This window comes from Litchfieldia stipae (genome assembly GCF_014837155.1).
Classification (GTDB): Bacteria; Bacillota; Bacilli; order Bacillales; family Bacillaceae_L; genus Litchfieldia.
Genome location: NZ_JACYHA010000004.1, coordinates 324,059 through 344,876 on the forward strand (window position 1 = coordinate 324,059; position 20,818 = coordinate 344,876).

General features: G+C 36.1%; 25 protein-coding genes and 1 other annotated feature. Of the genes, 10 read left to right on the forward strand and 15 right to left on the reverse strand.

Features of this window, described 5'->3' with window-relative positions:
* Positions 1-120: 120 nt before the first annotated feature.
* Entirely contained in the window at positions 121-447 is a 327-nt protein-coding gene (locus F7888_RS07420) for a nucleoside triphosphate pyrophosphohydrolase (RefSeq protein ID WP_191778525.1), read from the forward strand.
* Positions 440-2,860: a DEAD/DEAH box helicase family protein gene (locus tag F7888_RS07425; RefSeq protein WP_191778526.1), complete on the forward strand. Its 2,421-nt coding sequence runs from the start codon at positions 440-442 to the stop codon at positions 2,858-2,860. Before F7888_RS07420 ends, F7888_RS07425 begins: the two co-directional genes overlap by 8 nt.
* A 219-nt stretch (positions 2,861-3,079) precedes the next feature.
* On the opposite strand, the gene F7888_RS07430 is transcribed toward F7888_RS07425, so the two are convergent.
* Both F7888_RS07430 and F7888_RS07435 read right to left on the reverse strand, forming a co-directional pair.
* Positions 3,080-3,499, reverse strand: coding sequence for a DUF5301 domain-containing protein (locus F7888_RS07430; protein ID WP_191778527.1), 420 nt, complete (start codon positions 3,497-3,499; stop codon positions 3,080-3,082).
* A 170-nt stretch (positions 3,500-3,669) separates the two neighbouring features.
* Positions 3,670-5,634, reverse strand: a complete 1,965-nt coding sequence (locus F7888_RS07435) for an insertion element protein (protein WP_191778528.1) — start codon at positions 5,632-5,634, stop codon at positions 3,670-3,672.
* A gap of 137 nt (positions 5,635-5,771) precedes the next feature.
* Here F7888_RS07435 and F7888_RS07440 point away from each other — a divergent pair, with 137 nt between their 5' ends.
* Positions 5,772-6,515 carry a hypothetical protein gene (locus tag F7888_RS07440; RefSeq protein WP_225228646.1) on the forward strand — a complete coding sequence of 248 codons (744 nt, stop codon included), beginning with the start codon at positions 5,772-5,774 and terminating at the stop codon, positions 6,513-6,515.
* 171 nt (positions 6,516-6,686) lie between these two features.
* Positions 6,687-7,574: a glycerol kinase gene (locus tag F7888_RS07445; protein ID WP_225228647.1), complete on the forward strand. Its 888-nt coding sequence runs from the start codon at positions 6,687-6,689 to the stop codon at positions 7,572-7,574.
* 19 nt (positions 7,575-7,593) lie between these two features.
* On the opposite strand, the gene F7888_RS07450 is transcribed toward F7888_RS07445, so the two are convergent.
* A complete protein-coding gene (locus tag F7888_RS07450) occupies positions 7,594-7,731 on the reverse strand; it encodes a topoisomerase DNA-binding C4 zinc finger domain-containing protein (RefSeq protein ID WP_318246248.1) in 138 nt (45 codons plus the stop codon).
* A gap of 53 nt (positions 7,732-7,784) precedes the next feature.
* Here F7888_RS07450 and F7888_RS07455 point away from each other — a divergent pair, with 53 nt between their 5' ends.
* The 3 genes from F7888_RS07455 (at position 7,785) to F7888_RS07465 (ending at position 10,115) form a co-directional block, all read left to right on the forward strand.
* Positions 7,785-8,618, forward strand: a complete 834-nt coding sequence (locus F7888_RS07455) for a ParA family protein (protein ID WP_191778530.1) — start codon at positions 7,785-7,787, stop codon at positions 8,616-8,618.
* Positions 8,615-9,133: a hypothetical protein gene (locus F7888_RS07460; RefSeq protein ID WP_191778531.1), complete on the forward strand. Its 519-nt coding sequence runs from the start codon at positions 8,615-8,617 to the stop codon at positions 9,131-9,133. The genes F7888_RS07455 and F7888_RS07460 overlap by 4 nt, the downstream gene beginning before the upstream one ends.
* Before the next feature lie 184 nt (positions 9,134-9,317).
* A complete protein-coding gene (locus F7888_RS07465; protein ID WP_225228648.1) occupies positions 9,318-10,115 on the forward strand; it encodes a DUF4230 domain-containing protein in 798 nt (265 codons plus the stop codon).
* A 74-nt stretch (positions 10,116-10,189) separates the two neighbouring features.
* Here the strand turns inward: F7888_RS07465 and F7888_RS07470 are convergent, their stop codons facing one another.
* Entirely contained in the window at positions 10,190-10,489 is a 300-nt protein-coding gene (locus F7888_RS07470) for a hypothetical protein (RefSeq protein ID WP_191778532.1), read from the reverse strand.
* A gap of 130 nt (positions 10,490-10,619) precedes the next feature.
* Here F7888_RS07470 and F7888_RS07475 point away from each other — a divergent pair, with 130 nt between their 5' ends.
* Both F7888_RS07475 and F7888_RS07480 read left to right on the forward strand, forming a co-directional pair.
* On the forward strand, positions 10,620-11,090 hold the full coding sequence (locus tag F7888_RS07475) for a DUF4367 domain-containing protein (protein WP_191778533.1): 471 nt from the start codon (positions 10,620-10,622) through the stop codon (positions 11,088-11,090).
* A 228-nt stretch (positions 11,091-11,318) separates the two neighbouring features.
* On the forward strand, positions 11,319-12,326 hold the full coding sequence (locus F7888_RS07480) for an IS1595 family transposase (RefSeq protein ID WP_191778534.1): 1,008 nt from the start codon (positions 11,319-11,321) through the stop codon (positions 12,324-12,326).
* Positions 12,327-12,395: 69 nt separating this feature from the next.
* Here F7888_RS07480 and F7888_RS07485 read toward each other — a convergent pair whose 3' ends face one another.
* The gene (locus F7888_RS07485; protein ID WP_191778535.1) at positions 12,396-13,109 is read right to left on the reverse strand and encodes an alpha/beta fold hydrolase; all 714 of its coding nucleotides are present in this window, start codon (positions 13,107-13,109) and stop codon (positions 12,396-12,398) included.
* 165 nt (positions 13,110-13,274) lie between these two features.
* Here F7888_RS07485 and F7888_RS07490 point away from each other — a divergent pair, with 165 nt between their 5' ends.
* Positions 13,275-13,679: a GNAT family N-acetyltransferase gene (locus F7888_RS07490; RefSeq protein ID WP_191778536.1), complete on the forward strand. Its 405-nt coding sequence runs from the start codon at positions 13,275-13,277 to the stop codon at positions 13,677-13,679.
* An 84-nt stretch (positions 13,680-13,763) separates the two neighbouring features.
* Here the strand turns inward: F7888_RS07490 and F7888_RS22905 are convergent, their stop codons facing one another.
* The 10 genes from F7888_RS22905 to F7888_RS07540 form a co-directional block, all read right to left on the reverse strand.
* Positions 13,764-14,084: a YjcZ family sporulation protein gene (locus F7888_RS22905; RefSeq protein WP_318246243.1), complete on the reverse strand. Its 321-nt coding sequence runs from the start codon at positions 14,082-14,084 to the stop codon at positions 13,764-13,766.
* A gap of 141 nt (positions 14,085-14,225) precedes the next feature.
* On the reverse strand, positions 14,226-15,470 hold the full coding sequence (gene tyrS, locus F7888_RS07500; RefSeq protein ID WP_191778537.1) for a tyrosine--tRNA ligase: 1,245 nt from the start codon (positions 15,468-15,470) through the stop codon (positions 14,226-14,228).
* 46 nt (positions 15,471-15,516) lie between these two features.
* Positions 15,517-15,740 (reverse strand) — a binding site (T-box leader).
* Between the two features lie 18 nt (positions 15,741-15,758).
* A complete protein-coding gene (locus tag F7888_RS07505) occupies positions 15,759-16,283 on the reverse strand; it encodes a MarR family transcriptional regulator (protein ID WP_318246244.1) in 525 nt (174 codons plus the stop codon).
* A gap of 116 nt (positions 16,284-16,399) precedes the next feature.
* A complete protein-coding gene (locus F7888_RS07510; RefSeq protein ID WP_191778538.1) occupies positions 16,400-17,359 on the reverse strand; it encodes an alpha/beta fold hydrolase in 960 nt (319 codons plus the stop codon).
* Positions 17,360-17,410: 51 nt separating this feature from the next.
* Entirely contained in the window at positions 17,411-17,821 is a 411-nt protein-coding gene (locus F7888_RS07515) for a DUF7878 domain-containing protein (protein ID WP_191778539.1), read from the reverse strand.
* A gap of 45 nt (positions 17,822-17,866) precedes the next feature.
* Entirely contained in the window at positions 17,867-18,385 is a 519-nt protein-coding gene (locus tag F7888_RS07520) for a YfiT family bacillithiol transferase (protein ID WP_191778540.1), read from the reverse strand.
* A 187-nt stretch (positions 18,386-18,572) separates the two neighbouring features.
* Positions 18,573-19,052 carry an SRPBCC family protein gene (locus F7888_RS07525; RefSeq protein WP_191778541.1) on the reverse strand — a complete coding sequence of 160 codons (480 nt, stop codon included), beginning with the start codon at positions 19,050-19,052 and terminating at the stop codon, positions 18,573-18,575.
* A 75-nt stretch (positions 19,053-19,127) separates the two neighbouring features.
* On the reverse strand, positions 19,128-19,871 hold the full coding sequence (locus F7888_RS07530) for an alpha/beta fold hydrolase (RefSeq protein WP_191778542.1): 744 nt from the start codon (positions 19,869-19,871) through the stop codon (positions 19,128-19,130).
* A 131-nt stretch (positions 19,872-20,002) separates the two neighbouring features.
* Entirely contained in the window at positions 20,003-20,179 is a 177-nt protein-coding gene (locus F7888_RS07535; protein WP_191778543.1) for a hypothetical protein, read from the reverse strand.
* 301 nt (positions 20,180-20,480) lie between these two features.
* Positions 20,481-20,684: a hypothetical protein gene (locus F7888_RS07540; protein ID WP_191778544.1), complete on the reverse strand. Its 204-nt coding sequence runs from the start codon at positions 20,682-20,684 to the stop codon at positions 20,481-20,483.
* Positions 20,685-20,818 lie beyond the last annotated feature (134 nt).

The following is a 20,818-nucleotide window of genomic DNA, read 5'->3' on the forward strand; positions in this document are numbered from 1 at the left end:
ATTTTTAGTTAATTAGGTATTCAGTGATCATCACAAAGAGTTATCTAAATTCTCTATTTTCATTCGAGTCTCTTTCTAGCTATAATGGAAACATAAGGAAGATAACAAGGAGAGGTACATATGCCAACATACAATAAACTAGTACGCGACCGAATCCCAGAAATCATTGGAAAAACGGGAAAGACATTCACGACAAGAATTCTATCAAATGATGAGTACATGGAAGAGTTAAGAAAGAAAACATACGAAGAGTTAGAGGAATACATGAACACGACTGATAGAGATAGTGCTCTTGAGGAGCTTGCTGATGTGCTGGAGATTCTTCATGCTTTAGCTGAAGGGCATGGTTCTTCGATTGATGAGGTAGAGAGAATTCGTAAGGAGAAGGCTGAGAGTAGAGGCGGATTTAATGAGAAGATTTTCTTGATTGAGGTTGAAGATGAGTGAGGTAAGGCTTGTTACATCTAATCTTCGGGGACATTTGCTTGAGCAGATTAATCAATCCAACACGATTTTTATCCTTACTTCCTTTGCTATGAAGTCAGGTGCTCATTTGTTACGTGAATCTCTTCGGGAAGCAGCTGAGAGAGGGGCAGATATTAAGATTTGTACGGGAGATTATTTATTTGTGACTCAACCAGATGCATTGAAAGAATTGGCGAGTATTCATAACAATATTGAAGTGCGGTTATGGAGGAGTAATGGCGTATCCTTTCATCCAAAGGCGTATATCTTTCAAGATGGTCAGGATGGAATGTTAGTTGTCGGTTCATCGAATCTATCGAGGTCTGCTATGACGACTGGAGTGGAATGGAATCTGTTAGTTGGAGAGTCAACTTCGAAAGAGGGATATCTGGAAGCGTTGGATCAGTTCACGAAGTTGTTTTACCATGATCAGACGATTTCAGTAAATGATGAAACAATCAAATTATATGAAAAAGAATATGAAAGGTACCATCAGAAGTACCCGAATCTAGTGAATAAATGGACGGAGCAAGAAGAAATTGAACTCATGCTATCAACTGAAGATCAACCTATTGACGGGGTTGATCTTATAAAAGAAGATCAGGCCCCTTATGGTACAATCCAGCCTCGTTTTGCTCAAATCGATGCATTGAATGAATTGGAGAAAACGTTTGAAGAGGATTACACAAGTGCATTGGTAGTGATGGCGACTGGACTAGGGAAGACATATTTAGCGGGGTTCTTTGCAGAGAGGTTTTCACGGATTTTGTTTATTGCTCATCGTGAGGAAATCCTTCATCAAGCGCTAAGATCATTTCAGAAGATTATGCCTGATAGAACGTATGGGATTTATAATGGCAAGCAAAAGGATGGACAGGCTGATGGCGTGTTTGCCTCGATTTATACATTAAGCATGAAGCAGCATTTAGAGGTGTTTGATCGAGAAGATTTTGATTTAATCATAGTTGATGAGTTTCACCATGCGGCTGCGGATTCATATCAGCGTGTGTTAGAGTACTTTCAGCCGAAGTTTCTTCTAGGTATCACAGCTACTCCAGATCGTAATGATAACAAGGATGTCTATGCGTTATGTGATGGGAATGTCGCGTATCGTATAGATTTTCTAGAGGCGATTCAACGCAGTTGGTTAGCTCCATTTCAGTATTATGGGGTGTATGATGATACGGATTACTCGCAAATAACCTGGTTAGGGAATAGGTATTCAGAGGAAGAATTGCAAAAGGTTCAGCTTCGTGATGAAATGGCAGATAAGATTCTTGCAGCATGGAATAAATATAAGCAAACAAGAACGATTGTTTTTTGTTCCTCTATTAAACAAGCTGATTTTCTTTCGGCCCATTTTAATAAAAGTGGCTATCGAACAGTTAGCTTGCATTCAAAGCAACAATCCATCAGCCGCAAACGAGCAATTGAAATGATTGAGGATAGAGAGCTTGATGCGATTTTTACAGTGGATTTATTTAATGAAGGAGTAGATATCCCAGTTATTGATACCCTTCTATTTGTTCGACCGACGGAATCATTAACGGTGTTCACCCAGCAGGTTGGGAGAGGACTGCGATTGAATGAGAATAAAGAGAGTTGTGTAATTATTGATTTAATCGGTAATTATCGTAATGCGGATATTAAGCTTTCCTTATTCGATGCAGCTGGTGGAGAAGGAACGAAGAAGAATATTACACCGAGTGTCCCTGAGATCTGTTCTGTGAAACTTGAGGTCAATGTCATTAACCTCCTGAAAGAGTTGGCTAGAAAAAAACAGCCCCGTAAAGAAAAGCTTCATCAGGATTATCTTTATTTGAAGTTAGAGTTAGGGAGACGTCCAACCTATCTTGAATTACATTTGAAAGGCGAGTCAAATTCCACTCAGTATAAACAGGAGTTCAAATCGTATATTTCGTTTTTATATTGGGCGGAAGAGTTAACTGAAATGGAAAGTGTAGTGTTACGCCGTTTTGAGGAGTTATTAATTGAAGTTGAAAAAACGGGGATGGCGAAAAGTTATAAAATGGTTGTCTTACTTGCGATGCTAACTAGAGGACCTGCAGATTGGTATAACCCAATTACACCAGAAGAAGTTGCTCCGTTCTTTCATCAATATTTAACAGAAAAAGAGTTCAGAAAACGTATCGATTTCTCCGATAAAGAAACAAAGAGTCTTTGGGAATACGATGAGGACAAGATAAGCAAGCTCATTGTAAAAATGCCGATGATAAAATGGAGCGGAAGTTCAAAGGGGCTTGTGGAGTTTGAAGATAATCAGTTCTCCTTTAATATTGACGTGAATCCAGATGAACAAGAAATCTTGTTTGGGTGGATTAAGGAAATTTGTGAATATAGGCTGCATTGGCATTTTGAGAGGAAAGGGAATTAGACTAGTTAAAAGGAGCATTCATTTAAATGTAAGTAGTTCTGTTGTGAAGTAGAAAACACAAAATAACAAACGAATTAACAGTGTAAATCACATAATTTTAGACAACAAAATCACAAAAGAAAACGCAGAGGTTTTAACATTCCTCTGCGTTTTTATATTCTAATGACCTGTTCTTCAACTAAAGCTCCCTTTAAGTACAATCATTCACAAACTAAGCGTTTAATCAAAATATTGTTCTATTTTGGACGAATCAAATCCACTGATTATTCGGTAACTAGTTTGATTACTTGTGCTATAATCGAATATCATTAAATAATTTTCGTCGTAAACTGTTATTCCCAATTTTCTCTCACCATTTGTTCTTAGAGTTAGCCAGTAGGATTCATCAAAGTTAATTGACCCCACTTCATCTTCCTTTAATTCCGCCTCAGAGAAGTGTTTTAGTAATTGCGTAATAACATTTTCATTTTCAATAAATACTTCCTTTTCAGCGGAAGACTTAATGATTTCGATAGATGTTATTTCTGGCATTTCAAGTACAACCTCATTAAAAGTTGTGTTACTTCTTGAATTTAATAGATAAAAAGCACCAATAATCACAATGATAGTTGTGATGGTAATTCCTACAATTTTTTTCAACTACTACTCCCCCTTATTATTTATAGTTGCGAATACAGACATAAAAAGTTTCACTAACCTGCTTCGTTAGTTGAATAAGCTGTAACAAACATTCATACAATTATTTTAACATAAAATCCCATAAACCTTCGAAAAATTCAAAAAAATAAACCAAGCATTTTGTACTTGGTTTATCTTAAATAGATAATGTCATTCCAATCGAACTCTTTATCAGTGATGCCTAGTCTTTGAGCTGGGGTTTTAGAAACGGTTTCTCCACTTTGCTTTGTATTATAGGTCAAACAAAAGTTGTAATAGGTTCTCATAATCGTAATTGCCATCTGAGCGTACTTAGGGTTAAAGTTCGCATAAATATAACTTTTCCCATCTTTACGAGCAGACACAATCGGTCTTTCTAAGATGCTCAACCTCCGACGAAGTTGTTGTAAGAAAGAACTGATCGCATTATCATTCACATTCATAATTAATTCTGCTACCTCGTTTGGTTCATATGATGATAAGTCGGTTGTGCAATCTACTTTATGAAACCCTTTGTCTTTAGATGCAAGTGGATGTTCGATAGGAATATTCGCCCATTCATTATACGAATAACCTGGCGTTGTTATTGTTTTATGGAAGGAATGAGTATTAAAGTGTTCAGTCAACTGATACTTTGCTAATTTCACGATATTCTTCGTATCGTAACCATTATGAAACCCCCAATCTAATAAATCTTTCTTGGCATCATCGAATTCTTCTAACGCATCTTTCTTCGTTTTGTTTCTGTCTGTTAAACATAAAAAGTGATGAGCGTCAGATTGCTTGATTTCCTTCGCAAAAACACGATAGAAAGCGGTCATAATGGAACGGTCATCATCACTTATCATTCGCCATTCTGAAGCTCCCACAAGTCGTTTAATAAGCCAATAATGGGCAACAGTGGTATAAGTTGAATTAACGTGCAAACCACTGACATATTGCTTTCTTTTCTTGATTTCACGCATTTCTTTGTTGAAATCAAATTTTGTTTCTATATCATTTTTAGATGGTTCTTGCGGATAGTGTTGAAAATCTAAACGGGCATTTTTCTTACAAAAATCATTTAGATGATCCTCTTTGAATTGTCTGGTGTCAATGTTTAGTTCATCAAATGACTTCTCCCAGTCATAGGCAATATCAGAACGGAAAATATAGCGTGAATGAACGTCACCTGTCACGACAATATAAGTTGGTAATACCAAATCTTCCAATCCCCTAAATTTTTCTGCTCCTTGACCTTTCTTACGAACATTATTGAGATAATAGTGCATTTTGTCTGTATTAAGCCAAATCTCTTTGAATTCTTTCTTTTCAAATGCAGGTCTTTCGTGGCGGTCAAGAAATTCAATACATTTGCGATACAACCATTCTAACTTGTCATAATAGGTTCCTGCACCAATCTCTAAAATATCACAAGCACGATTGATAGGAACTTTATTGACGAGGAGTTTAGCAAACATCGGAAGGACATCGTTTCTCTTTTGGTTGTAGGTTGTCGATTGCTTTCTAGTTGGAAGGACATTAGTGATTTTCTTACAGGTTTTACATTGCCATCTTTGAGAACCAGCGGTACTCTTTCCTTGCTTGTAAAATAACTTTTTGGTTTCAAAAGGAGTGATACCATTATTCAGGCAACTATCTCTATGAAAATCATATTCAGGTTCAATATCTTGTACCGTTTCGATTTGTATTAATCGCTTAATTTCTTCTGCAATAGACCAATTAGAAAGAGGAATGGTACTGCAATTAAGCGTTGGCTTCCCTTTTGTCGGGTGTATTGGATCTGGATTACAACGAATAACTTTGCTTCTGCTTTTTGAACTACCTTCTAGTTTATATCGCTTCGGCTTTCCTTTAACCTCTTCAAACTTGTGTTGGTTTTCGCCAAGCCATTTACAAAAAGGTTCGTTACAGTGGTTGTACTGAATCGTGAATGTTTTTCCGATCCAGTTAAATGAAACAGGTCTATAAAGCATATCGTTATATCTAGTTGCAAACTTCTTAGGTTCTAATAAGTCGTATTGTTCTTGACGGTCAATAATTTCTTTGTCTGTTAGAGGATTTACTATATCAACAATCACATCTTCTTTTGTTGCCAAACGTTTCAATTTAGACAATACGAAGTTCCTCCAATTCGTCTTCTTCGATCTCCAATTGCTTTAATATACGCTTGTTATTACGCTTAGAAGCAATCCATTCTAGAAATTGCTCGTCTTCTAGTACGTGACAAAAAGAAAAGTGGAGGTTTGTTCGCATGAATTTTAATAGATTAGTAGAAATGTGTCTCTATAATTGGTTAGGGTATGGAAATATTAATGGTCCTGTATGGTTCATGGGAATGGAGGAAGGTGGAGCAGAAATCTGGCGTCAAAAAACAAAGTCGTTGGAGGATAGTCTGAAGTTAAGGTCTACTTTCAAACCTAGTATGGATTTTCAATATGTTTGGGAGGAGTTATATAGTATTCCTTTAGAATCTTTTAAGGGGGCCAATGTATGGAATTATATTGCTGCCTTTTTATTAACTTTGGAAGGAATAGAACCAACAACTGAAACTATTAGATCTTATGTATTTAAAGATAAGAAACTAGGAAAATTAAACAGCAACCATTTTATATGTGAGTTTTTGCCAATACCTCGTAAGTCAAATGTAGCCATAGATGTATACAATTCCATTTGGTCAACAAGCAATGAGTATATAAAGAACGTGGGTTCTAAGAGATTCGACCTCATTGAAAAAACTCTGTTAGAAAATCAAAAAGTTAAATTACTGGTATCATATGATCGGAAATTTTCCAAAAAGTTTAATAACCACTTTACGAGCAAAGTAGTTGAAAAATGGAATGACCCACGAGGTAAAGAATATGTACTATATAAGGTTTCTATCTCTAAAATGAGAGACTTGTACTTTTTAACTACTCCTTTCTTTGGTCAAGGACAAGCGAGTTATCAAGGTATTAAGGTTGCAGGTGAACGTGTAAAAAGGTTTGGAATTCTTTAATCATGTAAGGAGTCAAGGGGTTAAAATTTTTGATTAGGTTTTTCATAGGTAAAAAGTTACGGAATCATTCATATGAAATTACGACTTTCGTATTCCTTTGTCTTGTAAGATACTGTAAAATTATTTTGTATGATCAGTTAGTTACAGTGTAATGGGAAAGGATGAAGGATTTTGGCAAAGTTTTTATCTACGACAGCACTTTCCAAAGAAATGAAAATACCTACTAAGGAACTATTTGGTTTATTAGAGAGTACTGGATTAATTAGGAGAGAAGAAAATTCTACATGGGCGCTAACAGAGCAAGGAAAGGCTAAAGGGGGAATTACGAAGACACACCCCCAGCATGGACAATATATTGCCTGGAATGAAAACCTTAAGTTTGATAGTATCTTAAAACAGCTTGAAGAAGATAAAAATTTATTAACCGCTACTGCCTTAAGTACTCACTTTGGTGTTTCTAGATTTAGGATTAACCCGATTCTTTCTGAAATTGGATTAATTCAAAAAAGTTTAAAAGGCTGGGTGCTCACGAAGCTAGGAGAAAGTGCTGGTGGGAAGCAGTTTGAACATGATAAAACGGGTATTCCTTTTGTGTGTTGGAATGAAGCTATTTTAACTAATAAGCGTATTATTGAAACGATGAAAGAAGTACAGGGAGAAGCTACACCAGAGGAAAAGCCAGAACAAACTCAAGAAAAAACAGGCTTCAGGGAGAAGTTTGAGGCAAAGCTAAGAACGGCAGATGGACATTATGTTCGTTCAAGAGCTGAGATGCTAATAGACAATTGGTTATATATGTCTGAAATTGTTCATGCTTATGAGAGAAAGTTACCTATTGAAGAAGATGTCTACTGTGACTTTTATCTTCCAGTAGGGAAAGTATACATAGAGTACTGGGGTTTAGAGAATGATGAAAGATATCGCGAAAGAAAAAAGGTCAAGTTATCAATCTATGAAAAATATGGCTTTAACTTAATTGAAGTAGAAGATAGTGATATACAAAACCTTGATGATATCTTGCCAAAGAAACTATTGAAGTTTGGAATTCAAGCTTATTAATAACAAAGAAACGAGCTACTTAATAGTAACTCGTTTTTCTATTGCTATCAGCTTTTATGGTGTTCTTACATTTAGGGAAATTAGTACAACCGTAAAATTTGCCGTATTTACCTTTTTTTGAAACCATAAACCCACCACAACTATTACATTCAAGAATTTTCCATTATCTACAACATAAACTTAGATGAATATATGAATGGGGGGATTCATTTGGCCACTACTGTGTCAGTCTTCAACATGAAAGGCGGAGTCGGCAAGACAACCTTAACAGTACAATTAGCATGGTACATGAGGTCACAAAAAGATAAGCGGGTGCTTGTAGTTGATTTAGATCCACAATCAAATGCTAGTCATTATTTAATGGGACCTGATAAGTATAAGAACTACATAAATGAGAATAGGTATACCACAAAAGATGTGTTTGAAGTGTATTCAACACCTGTCAAGACACCGCCGTCAGATACTCATTCACCGGAAAAGTTTATTTACCGTGTACAGTCAGAGTTTGATACAACACTTGATTTAATCCCAGCTTCCCTAAAGCTTTCTAAGATGCAAAAGAATCCACGTGGAAAAGAACATGCCTTAGATGTTTTCCTCTCATATGTAAAAGACCAATATGACCTTATTCTTATTGATTGTCCACCAACGGAGTCGATGTTTACTGATGCTTCTTATCGTGCTAGTCAGTTTGTATTAGTACCAATGAAACCAGAGTTTCTATCTACAATTGGTCTCCCCCTCATATCGAGTTCACTTGAAGAATTTAAAATGGAGTATGACAGAAGTGATTTAAAGGTAGCAGGTATTGTATTTAACGTAGTAACAACAGGAAGGGAATCAATAGAGTCTAAGCGGGAAATAAAGGATCTAGCAGCGAAGTATGATTTGTTCGTGTTTGATGAAGAAATAAGTCACAGTGATTCCTATTCAAGAAGTGTGAGAGAGGTAAGTTCCATTCTGAATACAAAATATGCAAAGAGTGGGACCAAAGATGAATTTACAGATTTTGCTGAAGCCTTTGCAAGGAGAATTGGTGTATGAAAACAAAACAGTTACTGCTTGAAATTCTTTTGCTTCATGAGAGATATACAGTTGAAGAGATTAATAGTGTTAAAGATTCAATTACAGACGATAAAGGGGTGTTGGACTGTTTACTGGCATTAAATAAACTTAATCAGTCTACTACTGACAAACAACCTATAAGTCAAACAGAGTCATCCAAACCAGAAAAGCCAACAAAACAGGTGAATCTGAAAAAAGCATTATCAGAGGTTCGTAAGGAAGATGAAGAAAAATATAAAGTGATTAAAAAAATTGAAGCAATTATTCGGGATACAAAGATGATGAAGATATCCGAGATGAGAGAATATGCCACTCTGTTACATATGACAATTGAACCCACTATTAAAAGAGATAAATTAATCCGCCAAATCTTAATCCATCTAATTAATCTACCTACAGACCAAATTGTTGCCCCTACTATTGATTCTAAAACGAATATAGTTAACCAGCTTGAAATCATTTCAGAAGCGATTTATCACTTTAAGAAGGATTAAAGAAAAAGGGAAATCAACTGATTTCCCTTTTCCAATTTATTTAATCCAACAGTTATAATGAACTACAGGAGGTAGGAGTTCCTAGGCTCAATATTATTTTTTAGTAAAAAATATCTATAGATGTGCTATTATTTAAGTAATTCCTCACATAACAAATTAGTAGATTAATAGGATAAGCAATGTAATGGTTAAAATGAAAGGTGAAAAAATGAATACAAATAGAGAAATTTTAGAAGAAAAAGACGAGAAAATTGCTCAGCTAGAAAGACAATTAAAAGAATTAATCGAAGTACAACAGCAAACGGCTGTAACTATTGCGATAGATCATAACTCAAAATCTTTGGCTCCACCGAAAGGAATCGTTAAGTCTTTCTTTAAAGCAGCTGGTAGATTGAAGATGATGTTTGCCATGGCCATCCTTGTTAGTTTAGTAGCAACTTCAGGAGGAATTTGGCTATTTGCGGGCAGTACCTTCAAACAAGAGTCTGTCACGTTTGTCGAACAAGTTCAAGAGCTAGCCACATTGGCCACAGTTGAAGCTCATATGAAAGAGGTTCTACACGAAGAGGATAATAAGATTTTCGGGAAAGATATCTCGATTGATCTGCCAGGAACAAAGCGAGAACTATTATTAGTTGTACCTGCGACTGTTATTGCTGGAGTTGATTTGAAAGGAATTACTTCTGAGGATATGGTTATTAATGAAGAAACAAAAGAAATTGATATTACCCTTCCTCGTGCAGAGCTCATCCAGGACCCCTCAATAAAAATGGATAAAATACATGCCGTTGATCATGGTGGGCTATTCCGTGCTGATATTAAAATGGGTGAGGGCTTAGAGAAGGTCGCTGAGGTACAAGAAAAAATCCGTAAAGAAGCGATATCTATTGGTTTACTAGATACAGCTGAGAGAAATGCAGAAAAAGTGTTAAAGGAATTTTTTAAGAATATTGGTTATACGGTAAATGTTACATTTAAATAATAGGAAGGCCTGCCCATGCTACTTTGGACAGGCTTGTTTTTATTTATAAGAACTACATAAATGTCTAAAGTGTTTCAAACAGACTCCTTCTCAACCACCACTCCACCTTCTCGTTGGAACTTCCTTTTATAAGCTCGGTGAAGATGAGGGGCTATGGGTAGGATCGATATACTAAATCCTTTTCCACGATAAATCGGGTTATCTATTATTAAGCCTAACTCGATTAATTGCTGAATCTCCCTTGTCCTCTTTTTCAAAACAATAAATCCATCCTTTGATCCTCGAAAAATCAATTCTCCTAAAATAGTCTTTGTTCGATAAGGCAATTTCTGAATGACGTCAAAATAGTAGAGTTCTCTAACGGGAATCTTCATTTTTAGCACCACCATGGTTATTATCATAGCATCATTTTAATCAATGAAATAGATTTCTATTCGCTTTTAATAAGTGTATAAAAGGAAGGATATACTATTCTTAAATTTCCAATCGAAATGAGGTTTTGAGATGGCTTTTAAGGTTTATTTTATCAGTGCTATTATGCTAGTCATTTGTTTCCCAGCGAACATTCATGCGAGAGAAATAAAATATAATCATGATAGTATGACGATTGATGAGATTCAGGAGAAAGTATCCTTTAAGGTATTAGCTCCTGAAGGGATTCCAGAGAGTTGGACCTTAGAAATTAAAACCTATCCAAATTCAAATGTGGTGCAAAGCTTTAGTTTACACTATATGGATGAAAATGATGAAGTCATGTTTTTAGGGATGGATCAAAGAGGTTCAGCCTCTCCATTTCAATCCTATAAGGGAACGGATGGTATTATTATTAATGAACAACCGGCCTATTTTCAAGAATGGGCGAATGAACCATTAGGTGGGATTCTTTGCTGGAAGCAGGATGGTACCTATATCGAAATGACTAGTCATCGAATCACTAAAGAAGAAATGATTGAAATTGCACGGTCGGTTAAGTAGGTTTGTGGGACAGTCTCTGTGGTTTAAAACGAAAATAAAAGGATTTCCAAATTTCAAGTCGAATACCTAGTGTATTAGATTCAGTTTGGAGGTCACTATTTTGTTACTTTACAATTGATCGATATCAACTACTTACCATTTTAATATAAGGCTCTTTTCGTATAGATTGTTGCTATTTTAACCATACTCCTAAAAGGTGCTAATATACTGATTTGGGAGGTGTCTAGAATGTTGGAAGATGTTTATGCTGACTTTACGGATTTACCGAAAAAAGACCAAATTGCACTATTTAATCGCTTAAAAGAAGAGTTCTTCTCTAACGAAGAAGATGGCATGGAAGAAACATATACTACGATTAGAGAAACACGTTTTAGCGAAGGTCTCGGTTGTGTTCATTGCGGAAGTGTTAAGGTCAAGCGTAATGGTAAATACCGTGGGAGACAGCGTTACTTCTGCCATGATTGCAATAAGTCATTTAATGACTTAACCAATACCCCTATTTCAGGTTCACGTTATCTGGGGAAATGGTCGAAATACTTCCGTATGATGGTTGAGGGCTATACCCTACCCAAGATTGCTGAGGAACTTAAAATTCACATATCTACTTGTTTCTATTGGAGACACAAGGTTTTATTTGCATTACGTTCGTTAGGGTTCCAAGGGTTGAAGGGAATTGTTGAAAGTGATGAAACCTTTTTCAAAGAGTCTTTTAAGGGACGTAAGGTTGAAGGTAGAGAACCCAAAGAACGTGGTGGGAGAGACCCAAAAAGAGGTATTAGTGGTCTTAAAATTGCTGTTGTCGTTGCACAAGACCGCAACGGTCAAGTAGTTGTTCAAAAAGCTGGTCGTGGTCGTGTAAGAGCAGAAGAAATAGATGCTGTAATTGGGGAATATATAGACCCCTCTGCTTTGTTATGTACTGATACAGCTACAAACTATAAAAAGTTTGCTTTGGTTAAAGGTCTAAAGCACGAAACAATTAACGTTAGCAAAGAAGGGTATGTCAAAAAAGGCATATACCATGTTCAGCATGTCAATAATTTTCATAAACGCCTTGGTAATTGGATGGATAGATTTAATGGAGTAGCCACTAAATATCTCGACAACTACCTATACTGGTTCAAATTTTTACAACAGAATAAAAAGTTACCAACAAACGAAAGAGTAAAGGGGTTTCTTTTGAGTGCTTGTCAAAAGGTGAATTACATTACCGTAAATTATTTGCGAGAGGTATAAACATAGTGTTAGATTGCACAAAAAAGCCATATCAATGATATGACTTTCAAATGGTTCACTTCTCATATATTAACTACTGGTCCTAGACAAGAAATCTTTTAGTATCAGATTGTATATTTGTGGCTGTTCTGAATGGACTAAATGTGCAGCAAAAGGAATAATAGAGACGTGAATCAGTTTATTAGTTTGAGGATAAATAATAGCCCCTTTTGTTTCGTTTATGTTCCCTTCTCCAACTACAAATAAAACTGGCATCTTTAAATCTGCTAAATTAACTGTTTCTTCAAATGGATATGAATCCTCTTTTCTTGCCATGTAAATAAGTTCTTGCCAACCTTCTCCATGAACTTGATTGAAATAACTTTCTATTTCCTTATTCTCAAGGAGCGAAGTATAGCGTTCGAATTCAATCCTTTGGATTTCTGACCAATTAGAAGGTTTTTCTGGCAAAATGCCTGAAAGAGTCAATGTTTTTACCCTATCGGGAAATTTTTTGGCGAAAATCAATCCAACAAGAGCACCAAGTGAACACCCTACTATATGAGCGGATGGGACCCCGAGATAATTTAAAGTTTCTGATAAGTCACTAGCAGAGTCCAAATAATAGTTTGAAACATCATTTGATTTAGATTTACCATGCCCCCTTAAGTCTGGCAAGATTACTCTATGTGTCGCTTTGAAGTATTCTCTTTGCTCTTCAAAATCAGTCATACCAGTTTGTAATCCTGTATGTAGAAAAATGATTGATTCTCCTTCGCCAAATATGTCTGTGTGTAATAACATTTCTATTCTTCCTCATTTCTTTTTGACATTTAATTAAGTTGGTTAAACGAATATTATGATAATTATACTATTAAAAGTAATTTTTTTCCTTTGTTTTTTTCTTATATGTTTAATAGCAACAAAGTTTACGAAAACAGCCTAATATAAATATGGAGTTGATATAAAATGATATACAAAAATACTCTTGATGATATTACATCTGAGATGTTGAATGGATTTTTCGTGGGTTGGCCGGAACCACCGAGTCCGGAAACGCATTTGAGATTGTTAGAAAATAGCAGTAAAGTGGTTATTGCGTTAGATGATGAGACGAATCAAGTTGTTGGATTTATTACTGCGATAAGTGATGGGGTTCTCTCTGCTTATATTCCATTGTTGGAAGTTCTGTCTGAGTATAAGGGGAGAGGGATTGGTAAGGAATTAGTTGAGCGAATGTTAAAGCAACTTGAGGATATCTACATGGTCGATTTGTGCTGTGATGATGAGTTAGTTCCTTATTATGAGAGGTTTGGGATGATGAAATCTAACGGGATGCTTGTGAGGAATTATGGAAGGCAATCGGGGTATTAGGCAAATGAAGAATCGCTTGGATCATATCAGATCCAAGCGTTTTTGATTGGCAATAGTAAAGAAGATATTTTTCTTAAAAAGGCACTAGCACTTAGGATTGTAGCAAGAACCGATGATAATTAATAGGATAAACAAGACTACAATTAACACAAATGAATTGTTGCTAGGTCCAGGACAAGCGTGACCATAGCTTGGTGCAGCATATCCGAAGCTAGGAGCCATTTGGTCATACATTGGTGCAGTGTAGGTTGGCTGTGGTGCCATTTGATCATAGCTAGGTGCAGTATAAGTTGGCTGCGGTGGCATATTAGCGCCCATTACTGGTGCCATGTTATCGTGAGCTCCCATGATAGGTGCAGAATTTGCATAATTGTTCATATAAGGTGCCGCATTGTTAGCGTCCATATTCATACTTCCTTTCTGTATAATGTGTATTTTCACTACAGTATACTCACCTAGTATGAAATTGCCCCATTTTCGTGCGGAAATGGGTGCGTATCACAAGTATAAAAGGGTCGAGAGATTATCCCCCGACCCTATAGCAATCTATATTTTTAATTTAATAAATTTACGTTTCCCTACTTGTATGATTAAGCCATCAGTAATAGTTAGCTGTAGGTCAGGAGTTTCCACTTGTTCCCCATTCACTCTTACACCTTTGTTACTAATCATTCTTCTGGCTTCACTCTTAGAGGATAACATGTTTAGGTCAACTAGAAGCTCGACGATTGAGATTTCTTTATTTCCTTTCCACTCCATCTCAGGAATATCAACAGGCATAACACGTTTTTGGAAGACAGAGATAAAATGGTGTTCTGCTTGCTCTGCTGCATCATTACCGTGGTACATTCTTACAATGGTCTTACCTAGTAGCATTTTAGCATCTCTTGGATGAAGTTCTCCTGTTTCAAGCTGCTTCTTCATGGTTTGAATTTGTTCAGGTGCGAAATCTGTCACTAATTCGAAGTATTTGATCATCAATTCATCAGGAATGGACATTGCTTTCCCGTACATTTCGTTCGGGCTTTCATCAATACCGATGTAGTTTTTCTTGGATTTTGACATCTTTTCAACGCCATCAAGGCCTTCTAGTAATGGCATGAGCATCGCCACTTGCTTTTCCTTCCCAAACTTCTCTTGGTAGTGTCTTCCCATCAGAATGTTGAAATGCTGATCGGTCCCACCAAGTTCAATATCTGATTCCAGGTTGACCGAATCGTAACCTTGCATCAATGGGTAGAAGAATTCGTGGAGTGAGATGGGCTTGCCTAATGCAATCCGTTCTTCAAAATCATCTCTTTCTAATAGCCTTGCTACAGTAATCTTTCCAGCCAGTTGGATGACATCCTCAAACTTTAATTCAGCCAACCATTTGGAGTTATAATGAAGTTCAACCTTTTCCATATCGATGACCTTTGCAAATTGTTCGAAATAGGTTTGGGCATTATGCTTTACTTCTTCATCTGTTAATTGTTTTCGGGCAATTGATTTACCTGTAGGATCGCCGATTTTACCAGTGAAATCTCCGATGATCAGTTGAATAATGTGACCATTTTCCTGAAATTGTCTCATCTTGTTTAGAACAACGGTATGACCAAGGTGAACATCTGGGGCAGAAGGATCTAAGCCTAATTTAATCTTAAGTGGTTTGTTCTCTAGAATGGATTTTGCTACCTTGTACTCTAGTTCTTCAGTTGGAATAATTTCTTGAACTCCCTGGCTGTAAAGTGTCATTTGTCGCTGCACTTCATGTAATTGCTCTTTGCTTAATTTCTCTAATAACTGATTCATTCCCATTTCCTCCTAAAATTAAATATAAAAAAACCACATCCCTTAAACAAGGGACGTGGTTTAACTTGTGCACGCGGTACCACCCTAATTGAAGGATTGAATCCTTCCACTCAACGATTAACGGCTCGTCCGTTCTTTGCTATCTGTTCGTTTTGCAAAGAAAGCTCAAGGAATGTAATTCGTAGTTATCTTTGCGTCGATTCGCACCATCCATCGACTCTCTGTCTGCAGTGAGATAACTACTACTGAATTTCCTGTCATCACATTTTACCTATTTATTTTTGTATCTTAAAAATCATTTTCCCTTATGATTCTTCTTAATAGCTTTGACATGTTTTTTTGCTCATTCAAACTTAAACTTGAAACAATCTCAACTTCCGCTTGATGAAATTGAGGATATAATGCTTCCATGACTTCTTTTCCTTTATCTGTTATCGTAACGTAAGTGATCCGACGATCTCTGTTATCAACCTTTCGATAACAAAATTCTTTTCGTTCTAGGGTTTTTGTAATATTACTTATTGTTGATTTAGTCACTCCAGCAGAGGTTGCTAATTTCTTTGTCTCTACCGATTTCCAAATCCACAAATCATATAGCAATGAAAAAGAAGTCCAGGATAACCCATACTCGGATAAAACTTCGCGCTCCATTTTGTTTCTTAACCCTTGAGCCACACGATACATATTCGTCACGACTGAAATAGCATCTAAGTTAAGTGAATCTAAAGGAAGCTTGGCTAATAGATTAATTGTATCCTTTTCATCAGGTAACAATTCGCCATCATCATCAAAAGAATGAATAGTAGCCACCACCTTATTGTTTTCAAAATCGTTAGCTATGAAACGATATTAACAAAAAAAAATTAAATTGCAATACACAATCGCAAAGATAGGACCGAGGAACAGTCTCCTTGGTCTAAAAGATACCACTAAGAACTGAGAACTTCACTTCTTAGAATATGAATAAATTTCTCTTGTTCTTCTAAGAAAGGTGAATGAGCAGAGTTCTCAAATGTATAGAATTTTTTCAATGGAGCTTCGATCTTTTCGTAAAAACGTTTTGCCTCGTTGTATGAGGTTTGATAATCAAACACACCATGCATAATAAAAACAGGAACGTCAAAACGAGGTGCCATTAATGAAGCATCTGCTTTTGCCATTGTTTCTGCTAATGAATCGTAGTTAAAAAAGCTTCCCTTAGGTACGTTGAAACGTTCTTTCCATGTATAGTGGTTACAAGTGAAAATATCTTTGATGGCTTGCCAATTAGAATATCCCGTTCTTTTCATGCCACCACCGTATGTATTAAGATACCTTCCTAGAATTCTACGATAGCCCTGACTTTTATAGAAATCTTGATCGAAGGTGACAGAACGTATATCTTTCTCGGCTTTTTTATCGCCTTGGTTAATGGCTGTTTCTAGTAAAAAGTCATATGTATCCTTGTTTGATTCAAAGTGCCTTCCAAACTGTCCAATACTAATGAAAGCATGAAAGTCCTGAGGGCTTCGACTAACAACGATACTTCCAAGTAATGTGCCCCAAGAGTGTCCGCAAAGGTAAATCTTCTTTTTGTTGTACTTTTTCTTGAGATAATTTGTGATGAACAATGTATCAGATATCAATCTTTCTAATGTCAGTTCACCTTGAGTCTTTGAATCATAAGACATGCCTGAACCTCGTTGTTCCCAATAACAAACGGTGAAATCATCAGCCCATGCAAGTCCTGATTTTTTTATGATAGAGTATTCTGGGAATCCAGGTCCTCCATGGACAAACAAGAGGACAGGATTTTCAACGTTCGTTGACTCAATGAAAAGTCCATTTTTATGTCCATCAATATCTACATACTCTTTTGAGAAATGAAGCTGTTTTTCTACTACGTTCAAATAATCTCCCCCTAATAATCCCCGGAGGGACAGTCCCTTTGGTCTTCAAAACTAACGCAAATACTTATCCATTTTTATACAGTACTTAATCTTATGCAGTTCATGGTTCAAATCGACTAAATAATTCTTAACGCCTTCTACTAGATTCTCAGTAGATATTAATTTATCAGACTCGAATTCTTGCCAAATGGAGTGAATCCTCCATGTGTCTGCTCTTTCATAAGTAAAGCTCATAATGACTTCATCATGATCAATCGAAGTGTAATTCATCTGTTCCAGAAGACCTTGTTGAACCTTGTTCAGCCATTTTCCCAGTTGATTCCCGAATTCAGCAACATTGATGTAGGGATCATGGAAGTATAATCTCTCATGAAGATAAATCTTCAAATCGCCTTCGATAAAACCTTCTTGATAAGCCCACATATTCGGTTGATGCGCATTTAGAGAAACTACGAATTTCATACCAACACCTCTATCTATGATTATTGCTGTCCTCGCGTTCTTTCTTTACCACCCTTTATGCTTAATTAAGGAAGTAATATGTGCAAGGTGATGTCGACCGTGCCAAGCATAGATACCTATATTTAATCCTATTGAAACTTCACCTGAATCTGGGTGTATAAATGTCTTCTTTGTATCTTCAATATTTAGGCTACGCAAAAGGTTCGTTAGGCGACTATGCAATGCTTCGAGAAGCGAGAGGGAGAGATCAATTGGCATTGTGTAATCAGATAATTCCGCCCATTTTCCTTCATCATATGGTTTAATCACAGGATTTTCTTCTGTTAGGGCTAATTTAAAACGAACATAGGCATTCATATGGCTATCTGAAATATGGTGTATGACTTGTCGAACAGTCCAGCCTCCTGATCGGTAGGGGGTATCAAGCTGTTCATTATTTAACTCTTTCACAGCTTCTCTTAATAATTTTGGTAATTCTTCAATTTGATCTATCCAGTCATTTATCACACCATTCGTGATCTCACCTTCAAATTCGAACGTTCCAATTGGATATCTATGATCCATCTGCCATTCCTCCAATAAATATAATTGAAATTCTTTGCATACCAAAATACTATATATCATTCTATGTTCTGCTAAATAGATATACTCCTAAAGAAAGAGCGCATCTCTTATATAAGAAATACGCCTTATTTGTTATAAATGCCTATATTATCTTTGATCGTCTCTAACGAAGCATTTCCATCCTAATTTAACTGGTTCGCTCAAATTCTTCTCGATAATAGTCCCTTAATTCAGGTGCATTATCTTTCCATTCAACTGTCTGTCCGTTGACGATTTGCTGAAGGACATCTAGACATCTATGCCAACCTGCTGCGGTTTGAACAGCCCATGAATCATCGTCAAAGGTATGGGTGAAGGTCATTAGGCACCCCTGATCCTTTTCTTGTAATGAAATGTTGATCAAATCATCAACTTCACGAAATCCAATCACAGAAGGCTGTTCTAATTCTGTGATGATTGCCTCATATGTTGTGCCTTCACCGTCGTTGAAGGCAATCTTGCCACCTAGTCTAAGGTCCATCTCTCCGGTTGCAAAAGGGTACCACTGGGTGAAGTCACTAGGATTAGTAATAACACGGAAAACCTTTTCTGGATTATGTGAGAAAACTCGTTCGAATCTTAAAGCATACCGACCGTTTGACTTATGTAGAGTGCCATAGTTATTCATTATTTCTTCCTCCTGCTTTACCAAGTTTGTAGAACCTCAAAAAATCATCAACACTACTTCTCTTTGTTTCTTGCTTTAGTAGTTGAGAGAGCAATGATTGATGTCAATCAGCTTTTTAATCGCGTCGACAACCAATTCCGGTTCATCATTTTGTATATAATGAGCACTTTTTTCAGCAATTATCAATTCACCGTTTGTGGATATTTCAAGTATCTCCCTCTGCATTGCATTCCATAATTCTTGTGATTCCTTAGAATAAAGATCTTTCTTACCAGCTGAAAGAACAATAACTGGGATATTTAATAAACGTTTCGTTTCTTTTACCTGCTTCAGGCTCTCCATAAATTCATCATAATTGCCTTCAATGATGAATTGATTGTTATAGGCTTGTTGAAACTCTGTTGACATCGTTGGGAGAAATCTTTGTCTGTAATCTTCAGGTGTGGAGTCAACCAAGACGAGACCACAAACATCATTTTGATACTCGGTTGCGAACATCCGCATATTCACTCCACCAAATGAATGTCCAACTAATATGTAGGGAGGTTTAACCTTAGCTTCAATAAGCAGTTTCTTCAATTCTGTTACCATCTCACGGGTGGTTCTAGGGTTCGAATTTTTATCGCTTTTCCCAAGACCAGCTCTATCATATACTAAGACACGACTGAGTCTTGAAACATCTCCAATAACTGAATCCCACGCCTTTGAAAAGTCTCCATATCCAGCATCCATTATGACTGTTGGCTTTCTGTTGTTTTCTCCTACTAATTTGGCATAGATCATTCCACCACTAATATGTACAAACATTTCTTTAGTCATATTGTCTACTCCTCTAGTTTTCCATTCTTCTTCCTACTTAAAATTCTTTTTTGAAAAACAAAGAAATCATGAAGTGTTTTTCATTTATAACAACTATCCAACAATTTAAATAGGGCTCTATTGTATTTTACTTACTTAGTGGTTTCTCTTTTTTTAATATATAACCAGCTATAGTAAATAACCCAAGCTGCTAAGATTACAAAAGTAGAGAAGCCTTTTTTGTCAGTAGGTAGGTAAATAAATAATGTTGTTGCAATGATAAGGGCTGGTAGCATTAGAATTAGATATTTTTTTCGATCAATATTCATAGAGTAGCTCTTATACTGTGACTTTACTTTATTTTACGATGCCAATAAAAAAAGGTTTCATCAATATTAACTGTGAACCTACTTATGTATTCGCACTAGTAAAACATCTAATTGGTTTTTCGATTTCTGTACAAGATTCCAATAGCTCGACCAGTAAATATCAAAGCGAAAATGATCAGGAAATTTCTATTTACGTTAGTAAAAACATCTAAAATAAGCATAGATACAACTATGAAAATATCAAACTTAATTAACTTCATATTAACCTCATTCCCTTCCTAAAAACACAAAACTATCTAATTCAATAAATTCCTGCAATTCCTATAAATGTTATGATCCAAATAATCATTGTGAATGATGAAGTCAACCAAAATGTATTAGTTCCAGTATTTTCATCATTTTTCACTTTTTTTAATATAGAGACTAAATTTACACAGAAGATAATACATAAAATTGGCATAAAAAAAGTACCTATATTTATAGCGACAATCATCAATGCTTCCATTTTTTATCTCCACCTTCTTGTTTCGTATTGTCAAAACTTTTATATTAAATAGGCTATAAAATACCTTGATAGAGGGATTTTTGAGCAAAAAAATTGCCACCCCCCATAATTTTAGGTAAAAGTGAGGTTACGAC

Excerpts from the sequence above, each read along its gene's own strand:
- F7888_RS07420 (WP_191778525.1), top strand. The coding sequence starts at position 121 with ATGCCAACATACAATAAACTAGTACGCGACCGAATCCCAGAAATCATT.
- F7888_RS07425 (WP_191778526.1), top strand. The coding sequence starts at position 440 with ATGAGTGAGGTAAGGCTTGTTACATCTAATCTTCGGGGACATTTGCTT.
- F7888_RS07440 (WP_225228646.1), top strand. The coding sequence starts at position 5,772 with ATGAATTTTAATAGATTAGTAGAAATGTGTCTCTATAATTGGTTAGGG.
- F7888_RS07460 (WP_191778531.1), top strand. The coding sequence starts at position 8,615 with ATGAAAACAAAACAGTTACTGCTTGAAATTCTTTTGCTTCATGAGAGA.
- F7888_RS07465 (WP_225228648.1), top strand. The coding sequence starts at position 9,318 with ATGGTTAAAATGAAAGGTGAAAAAATGAATACAAATAGAGAAATTTTA.
- F7888_RS07470 (WP_191778532.1), bottom strand. The coding sequence starts at position 10,489 with ATGAAGATTCCCGTTAGAGAACTCTACTATTTTGACGTCATTCAGAAA.
- F7888_RS07475 (WP_191778533.1), top strand. The coding sequence starts at position 10,620 with ATGGCTTTTAAGGTTTATTTTATCAGTGCTATTATGCTAGTCATTTGT.
- F7888_RS07480 (WP_191778534.1), top strand. The coding sequence starts at position 11,319 with ATGTTGGAAGATGTTTATGCTGACTTTACGGATTTACCGAAAAAAGAC.
- F7888_RS07485 (WP_191778535.1), bottom strand. The coding sequence starts at position 13,109 with ATGTTATTACACACAGACATATTTGGCGAAGGAGAATCAATCATTTTT.
- F7888_RS07490 (WP_191778536.1), top strand. The coding sequence starts at position 13,275 with ATGATATACAAAAATACTCTTGATGATATTACATCTGAGATGTTGAAT.
- F7888_RS22905 (WP_318246243.1), bottom strand. The coding sequence starts at position 14,084 with ATGGACGCTAACAATGCGGCACCTTATATGAACAATTATGCAAATTCT.
- tyrS (WP_191778537.1), bottom strand. The coding sequence starts at position 15,470 with ATGAATCAGTTATTAGAGAAATTAAGCAAAGAGCAATTACATGAAGTG.
- F7888_RS07515 (WP_191778539.1), bottom strand. The coding sequence starts at position 17,821 with ATGAAATTCGTAGTTTCTCTAAATGCGCATCAACCGAATATGTGGGCT.
- F7888_RS07520 (WP_191778540.1), bottom strand. The coding sequence starts at position 18,385 with ATGGATCATAGATATCCAATTGGAACGTTCGAATTTGAAGGTGAGATC.
- F7888_RS07525 (WP_191778541.1), bottom strand. The coding sequence starts at position 19,052 with ATGAATAACTATGGCACTCTACATAAGTCAAACGGTCGGTATGCTTTA.
- F7888_RS07530 (WP_191778542.1), bottom strand. The coding sequence starts at position 19,871 with ATGACTAAAGAAATGTTTGTACATATTAGTGGTGGAATGATCTATGCC.
- F7888_RS07535 (WP_191778543.1), bottom strand. The coding sequence starts at position 20,179 with ATGAATATTGATCGAAAAAAATATCTAATTCTAATGCTACCAGCCCTT.
- F7888_RS07540 (WP_191778544.1), bottom strand. The coding sequence starts at position 20,684 with ATGGAAGCATTGATGATTGTCGCTATAAATATAGGTACTTTTTTTATG.